Consider the following 6,746-nt stretch of genomic DNA (forward strand, 5'->3'; position numbering starts at 1 on the left):
GGGTTCCAGTAGCGCGGCCTGATCCTATGCCGTAGCGCCTAACTACCGATGCGTACATCGTCGAAAGTTTGCGCTCATCTAGAGACACGGAAGCGATCCAACTCGGCCAAAAGTGTCTGGACGGTGAACTTGGCGAGGGTAAGCGGAATCCTCGGCCTGCCCGGATAAATCGCTTTGACCGGCCGCTCGCTTGCAGCGTGACGAGCTGTCAGGCGTGTATGCGGAATGGTCACATGACCAACTCGCCCGGCATCGGCAAACTGTCAGCTTCTCGGGCGCCGTTGCGGAAAGGTTAGATCCGATTAGCGATGGCGACCGTTCCGGATGGGCTCTCGTCCGCCGGTGGATGTCGAGGCCCGTCGGGTGAACGTCCGAGCAGCCGCAGAACTGCAAGTTCCCTTCGGGGAAAGGAAGCTGGCGGTGCGACGGGTTTGGACGCGAAATGCGCACGATGCCGTGCCAGGCATGAACTGACCCTGTTCGGCGGGTATATGCCCTGAAGGCCGGCGGGCGGGGCCGAAGTCCGCCCTGCGCGGGTGGGTCGCGGTCGGCTGCCTCTTCGGTGCCGGGTCACCGCCGCGCCCCGTACGACGGGGCGCGGCGGCCGGTGGCGCCACGGGCCCTACGGCTTGCGGCCCACCGCCACGTACCCCGCACTGATGATGTCCTCCTGGCCGGGCACCGGTTCGCCGAGCTCGGGGTGCCAGGCCTCGGCGGCCACGATGCCGGGCTCGACGATCTCCAGTCCGTCGAAGAACGCGGAGAACTGCGCGCGGTTGCGCGGCGCCAGCGTGAGCGTGTTGGCCTTGTACATCTCGTCGACCTTCTGGGCCTTCTCCGGATGGAAATCGGCGGTGAGGTGCGAGATCACCACATGGCTGCCCGGCGCCAGTACGCCGGTCAGCCTGCTCATCAGCTCGTAGGCGCCGTCCTCGTCACTCACGAAATGCAGCAGGGCGATCATCGAGAGAGCGACCGGCTTGCTGAAGTCAAGGGTCTTACCCGCGTGTTCGAGGATGGCGTCCACGTCGCGCGCGTCGGCCTGTACGTAGTCGATCGCGCCTTCCGGGCTGCCGTTCAGCAGGGCTTCGGCGTGGGCCAGCACGATCGGGTCGTTATCGCAGTACACAACTCGGGTGGCGGGTACGGACTGCTGGGCCACCTGGTGGAGGTTGGGCTCGGTGGGTATCCCCGTCCCGATGTCGAGGAACTGCCGAATGCCCTGACTCGACAGCCAGCGGGTGGCGCGGTGCATAAAGGCCCGGTTCACCTTCGCCATCACCGGAATACCGGGTTCGAGTGCGAGCATCTGGCGGCCCATTGCCTCGTCCACCGGGTAGTTGTCCTTGCCGCCGAGGAACCAGTCGTACATCCGTGCGGGATGCGGCTTGCTGGTGTCGATGTGCAGGGAGGTGGCGTCGTTCGCCGGTCGGGACATGGTGAACTCCAGGGTGCGTGAGGCGTTGGACGATCAGCTCGCCCCCAGAATAAGGAACTTGTGCGCCCCGGACGCCGCGTTCCCGCGCGCGACACGTCCGTACCGCCTTGCCTCCGCGCACCTCGGTGCCTCCGTGCCCCGCACCCGGGCAATGGTTACCGCAGCGTAACTTACCGGCGGGTTACCTTCGGTAAGTTACGTTGCTAGCTTGCGCTCACCTGCATTCGGAGCAGAGCGAGGAGTGAGCTGTGAGCCGCAAGAGCACCCGTTCGCGTTCCACCTTCAGTACCGCGCACTCGGTGGCTTCCCCCGGTCGCCCGCAACGTCTCGGCCCTGTACGCCTGCTGGCCGTCGCCGTGACGGCGACGGCCTGTGCGCTCACGTACGCCGTACCCGCCCATGCCGCCGACGGGGCGGAGTCCGTGGTGTCCCGGGGTGTGACCATCCCCGACTTCTACAATCCGCCCACTGAACTGCCGCCCACCAATGGTGCGTTGATGCGTCATGAGCCGCTTCCGCTGGGGCTGGCCATCCCAGGTCTGGACGGCCGGCCGATGCCCGGCACGGCCACCCGGCTGATGTATGGATCGACCGACTCCAACGGCCGGCCGGTCGCGGTGACCGGTGCCTACATCGAGCCGTCGGCGGCATGGAAGCGCGGCGGGCCGCGGCCGTTGGTGGCGGTGGCCGCGGGCACGATGGGCCAGGGCGACCAGTGCGCGCCCTCGATGGCGCTTCAGTACCCGCTGACCCTGAACGGCGAGACGGTGTCGGTCGGTTACGAGGCCCTGGCGATCTACCGCCTTCTCTCCACCGGTACCGCGGTCGTCGTCACCGACTACGTCGGACTCGGCGCGACCGACCGGCTGCACACCTACGTCAACCGGGTCGACGAGGGACACGCCCTGCTGGACGCGGCCCGCGCCGCGCACGCCGTTCCCGGCGCGTCCATCACCCCCGAGTCGCCCACGGGGCTGTACGGATACAGCCAGGGCGGCGGGGCCAGTGCCGCGGCCGCCGAGCTGCAGCCCTCCTACGCACCCGACGTCGAACTGGCCGGCACCTACTCCGGGGCGCCGCCCGCCGATCTGACCGCGGTCATGAAGGGCATCGACGGCAGCGCCCTCGCCGGTGCGCTGGCCTGGTCGATCAACGGCTTCGCCCAGGCCGACCCCGACGTCCGGAACGTCGTCGAGGCCAACATCAACGCCGCGGGCAAGGCCGCGCTGAAGGACGCCTCGACCATGTGCGTCGGCGACGCGATCCTCGGCTACGGCTTCGCCAAGAGCAACAAGTGGACGAAGAGCGGGAAGTCCATCGGTGACGTCATCGCGGCCGAGCCCCGCGCGCAGGCCGCTCTCGACCGGCAGCGCATCGGCAATCTCAAGCCCGCCGGACCGGTGCGCCTGGCGACCGGCGTCCAGGACGACATCGTCCCCCACGGACAGGCACGCAAGCTGGCCGTGGACTGGTGTCGCAAGGGCGCCGACGTCACTTACGACGCCATCATCCTGCCGAACCTCGGCGACAAGCTCCTCACCAACCACGTGGTCCCGCTCATCACCGACCAGGGTGACGCGATCTCGTGGCTGACCGACCGCCTCGCGGGCCGGGCGGCCACGTCCAACTGCTGGAGCATGCCGATCCAGCCCTGACCCGGCCTTCCGCTCCCACCGGTCTTCCGGCCCGGTGGGAGCGGTGCCGGCCTGGGGCGGGGTGTCAGTGCGAATCCCGCTCGGCCGCCTCGGCGACGCGCTTGATGTTCGCCAGCCGCCGGTCCCAGTCAGCTGCCAGCCCGGCCATCCACCGGGCCGTCGCGTTCAGTGCGGCGGGCTGCACCGAGTACCGCACCTCGCGACCTACCCGGCCCCCGGACACCAGTCCGGCGGCGTCCAGCACGGTGAGGTGTTTGACCACCGCCTGGCGTGAGACGGGGAGCTGTCCGGCGAGCGACGTCGCGGTGGCCTCGCCCTGGGCCGCGAGCAGATCGAGCAGCCTGCGCCGCGTCGGGTCGGCCAGCGCGCCGAGGACGCTGTCGACGGCCTCGGCGGCGTCGGGGCTTCCCTCCGTCACGCGGATGGTTGTTCGGCGCGCTTCTTGAGCGCGTCGAGCTCCTGCGGCCAGCCCTCGGTGTGGTCCTTGAGATTCTGACCGCGCAGCTCCTCGGACCCGGCAAGCGCCCCGAATCCGCTCTCGATGACGCGCAGCCGCGTCTTCTCGCCCTCCGGCGTCAGGGTGAACTCCACCAGGGTGCTGTTGTCCTCGCGCAGTTCCTCCCCGGGGAACGCGCTGGTCCAGCGGTACGCCAGATACGTCGGCGGCTCGACCTTCTCCACCCGTACGGGGAAGTCGCCGTGCTCGGAGTTCTTCGCCACCAGTGACTCACCTTCCCTGGCCACGGTGCCGGGCAGGGAGGCCTTGTCGGCCACCCAGAACCCGGGTTGCGCCACCAGTGACCAGACCCGGTCAAGGGGCGCCTCGATCAGGGTTTCGCGTTCGATCCGGTCCTCGCTCATGGGATGACTCCTTGGGTTCCGTCGGTGGATGCCGCTATGTGGTGCAACTCCAGAGTTGCACGTGAGTGCCTCGGGAGCAACCCGGGGGTTGCGTCGCGGCGTGGTCCCGCGTCGCCGCCGCCCGGTAATCCGGTGTCGCGGCGGGGGCGGCGGCACGATCATGGGACCGGTCCTGCCCGCCCCACCCGTAAGGAATCGCGCATGCCAGTGCCGGCCGACCCGACCGTGCTCCACCCGATGCCCGGCCAGCCGAGGGTGGTGCAGCTCCGTCCACTGGTGAAGTCCCCGCTGATCGACGTGGGGGAGTACTCGTACTACGACGACCCGGACGACCCCACCGCGTTCGAGACGCGCAATGTGCTCTACCACTACGGCCCGGAGAAGCTGGTCATCGGCAGGTTCTGCGCGCTGGGCACGGGGGTGCGGTTCATCATGAACGGCGCCAACCACCGTATGGACGGCCCCTCCACCTTCCCGTTCCCGACCATGGGCGGATCGTGGGCGGACCACTTCGACCTGCTGACCGGCCTGCCGGGCCGGGGGGACACCGTCGTCGGCCACGACGTCTGGTTCGGCCACAGCGCCACGGTGCTGCCCGGGGTGCGGATCGGGCACGGCGCGATCATCGGCAGCGGTTCCGTCGTCACCAAGGACGTGCCCGACTACGGGATCGTCGGCGGCAACCCGGCGCGTCTCCTGCGCACCCGCTACAGCGAACGGGACATCGCCCGGCTGCTCGCGGTGGCCTGGTGGGACTGGCCCGCGGAGCACATCACCGAGCACGTGCGGACCCTCATGTCGGGCAGCATCGACGCACTCGAAGCCGCGGCCCCGCCCGTGTGACACCGCGGCCGGGCCGCGTGCGGCGGCTCGCCGAAACCCGGGTGCGGGGGGCCCGGACGCGGACTAGGGTCTCCGGCATGAACTTCCTCCAGATCTACGGCTGACGCGGACGGGGCAGCGCCCCGCCCGCGTCCGGCATGTCCGTGTGCGCGCCCACGACCCGGCACCTTCGCCGGGGTGGCCGGCGCACCGGTCCGCCGTGTCTCCTTCGCCGTAGACCTGAAAAGAGTGATCGTCCATGTCCCGTCGCCGTGCGCACATCGCGATGGTCGGTATCCCCGCCGTCAGCCACGTCCTGCCGAGCCTTGAGGTCATCCGTGAACTGGTGGCCCGCGGCCACCGGGTGACCTACGCCAACGATCCGGTGGTGGCCGAGCGGATCGAGGCCACCGGTGCCGAGTTCGTACCGTGCGGCTCCGTGCTGCCGGTCGCCGACAACAACTGGCCCGACGACCCCATCGCCGCGATGGGCCTCTTCCTGGACGACGCCGCCCAGGCTCTCCCGCAACTGCGGGCCGTCTACGACGACGACCCCGCGGACCTCTACCTGTACGACATCGGCGCGTATGCCGCGCGTGTGCTGGCCGAGTCGCAGAACCGCCCCCTCATGCAGCTGTCCCCGACCTTCGTCGGCTGGGAGAGCTACGCACAGGACGTGGCCGCGCAGCTCTGGGCCCTGCCGGGCGCCGACGCGTACCGGGCGGGGTTCGGCCGGTGGCTCGCCGAGTGCGGTGCGTCCACCACCGACATGGACGCCTTCTGCGGCCGTCCCGCGAACACCCTCGCGCTGATCCCCCGGGCGATGCAGCCGCACGGCGAGGACGTCGACACGGACACGGTGACGTTCGTCGGCCCGTGCTTCGGCCGGCGTGGCGGCGATCGGACCTGGACCCGTCCCGCGGACGCGGAGCGCGTCCTGCTGGTCTCGCTGGGTTCGGCGTACACCGACCGCCCCGAGTTCTACCGCCGGTGCCTGGCCGCGTACGGCGACCTGCCCGGCTGGCACGTGGTGCTCCAGGTCGGCAGGCACACCGACCGGCGGAAGCTCGGTGACATCCCGTCCAACGTCGAAGTGCACTCCTGGGTACCTCAGCTGGCGATCCTGGAGCAGGCCGACGCCTTCGTGACCCATGCGGGCATGGGCGGCAGCTCCGAAGGGCTGTTCACCGGGGTCCCGATGATCGCCGTCCCGCAGGCCGCGGATCAGTTCATGAACGCCGACCGGCTCGTGGAGCTCGGTGTGGCCCGCCGCATCGACACCGAGGACGCCACGGCCGAGGCGCTGCGGACCGCCCTCACCGAACTCGTCGACGACCCGGCGCTCGCGCGTCGCTCGGCGCGACTCCGCGCGGAGGCGCGGGCCGAGGGCGGCACCACGAGGGCCGCCGGTCTGATCGAGGAACTGCTGGGCTGATCCCTGCGCCGCCGCACGGTGCGGGGCCGCGCGGTGTGTTCACCGTGCGGCCCCGGACTGCGGGTCGTGCCGTGTGCCGTGTGCTGGGTGGCGGGTCAGCCCTTGCGGCTGGTGACCTCGTCGGTGAGCTGGGGCACGACGTCGAAGAGGTCACCGACGACGCCGTAGTCGACGAGGTCGAAGATCGGGGCCTCGGCGTCCTTGTTGATCGCGACGATCGTCTTGGACGTCTGCATCCCCGCCCGGTGCTGGATCGCACCCGAGATACCCGAAGCGATGTACAACTGCGGCGAGACCGACTTACCGGTCTGCCCGACCTGGCTGGAATGCGGATACCAGCCCGCGTCCACCGCCGCACGCGAGGCACCCACCGCCGCACCCAGCGAGTCCGCGAGCGCCTCGATGACACGGAAGTTCTCCGCACCATTGACACCCCGCCCACCCGACACCACGATCGCCGCCTCCGTCAGCTCCGGACGCCCCGTCGACTCACGCGGCGTACGCGACAGCACCCTCGTACCCGTCGCCAGCGCCG

The 6,746-nt window shown here is 69.9% G+C and carries 7 protein-coding genes; 3 read left to right on the plus strand and 4 right to left on the minus strand.

The window, feature by feature from the left end:
• Positions 1-622: 622 nt before the first annotated feature.
• Entirely contained in the window at positions 623-1,438 is an 816-nt protein-coding gene (locus tag J1C73_RS17915; protein WP_207317281.1) for an SAM-dependent methyltransferase, read from the minus strand.
• Positions 1,439-1,686: 248 nt separating this feature from the next.
• On the opposite strand from J1C73_RS17915, the gene J1C73_RS17920 reads away from it, so the two are divergent.
• Positions 1,687-3,093, plus strand: coding sequence for a lipase family protein (locus J1C73_RS17920; RefSeq protein ID WP_207317282.1), 1,407 nt, complete (start codon positions 1,687-1,689; stop codon positions 3,091-3,093).
• 64 nt (positions 3,094-3,157) lie between these two features.
• Here the strand turns inward: J1C73_RS17920 and J1C73_RS17925 are convergent, their stop codons facing one another.
• Both J1C73_RS17925 and J1C73_RS17930 read right to left on the minus strand, forming a co-directional pair.
• A complete protein-coding gene (locus J1C73_RS17925; protein ID WP_123463042.1) occupies positions 3,158-3,511 on the minus strand; it encodes an ArsR/SmtB family transcription factor in 354 nt (117 codons plus the stop codon).
• Positions 3,508-3,954 (minus strand): SRPBCC domain-containing protein, encoded by a 447-nt coding sequence (locus J1C73_RS17930; RefSeq protein WP_123463044.1) that lies wholly within the window; start codon positions 3,952-3,954, stop codon positions 3,508-3,510. Before J1C73_RS17930 ends, J1C73_RS17925 begins: the two co-directional genes overlap by 4 nt.
• Positions 3,955-4,155: 201 nt before the next feature.
• Between J1C73_RS17930 and J1C73_RS17935 the strand changes: the two genes are divergently transcribed.
• Together J1C73_RS17935 and J1C73_RS17940 are read left to right on the plus strand one after the other, a co-directional pair.
• On the plus strand, positions 4,156-4,797 hold the full coding sequence (locus J1C73_RS17935) for a CatB-related O-acetyltransferase (RefSeq protein ID WP_207317283.1): 642 nt from the start codon (positions 4,156-4,158) through the stop codon (positions 4,795-4,797).
• 238 nt (positions 4,798-5,035) lie between these two features.
• Positions 5,036-6,211, plus strand: a complete 1,176-nt coding sequence (locus J1C73_RS17940) for a macrolide family glycosyltransferase (protein WP_207317284.1) — start codon at positions 5,036-5,038, stop codon at positions 6,209-6,211.
• Between the two features lie 95 nt (positions 6,212-6,306).
• Here the strand turns inward: J1C73_RS17940 and J1C73_RS17945 are convergent.
• The coding region (locus J1C73_RS17945; RefSeq protein WP_207317285.1) for an electron transfer flavoprotein subunit alpha/FixB family protein at positions 6,307-6,746 on the minus strand (440 nt) is incomplete at its 5' end.

The organism is Streptomyces laculatispora, assembly GCF_017353455.1.
Classification (GTDB): Bacteria; Actinomycetota; Actinomycetes; order Streptomycetales; family Streptomycetaceae; genus Streptomyces; species Streptomyces laculatispora.

Bases quoted from the DNA above. Each gene is read 5' to 3' on its own strand.
- J1C73_RS17930 (WP_123463044.1), bottom strand. From the start codon at position 3,954: ATGAGCGAGGACCGGATCGAACGCGAAACCCTGATCGAGGCGCCCCTT.
- J1C73_RS17935 (WP_207317283.1), top strand. From the start codon at position 4,156: ATGCCAGTGCCGGCCGACCCGACCGTGCTCCACCCGATGCCCGGCCAG.
- J1C73_RS17915 (WP_207317281.1), bottom strand. From the start codon at position 1,438: ATGTCCCGACCGGCGAACGACGCCACCTCCCTGCACATCGACACCAGC.
- J1C73_RS17940 (WP_207317284.1), top strand. From the start codon at position 5,036: ATGTCCCGTCGCCGTGCGCACATCGCGATGGTCGGTATCCCCGCCGTC.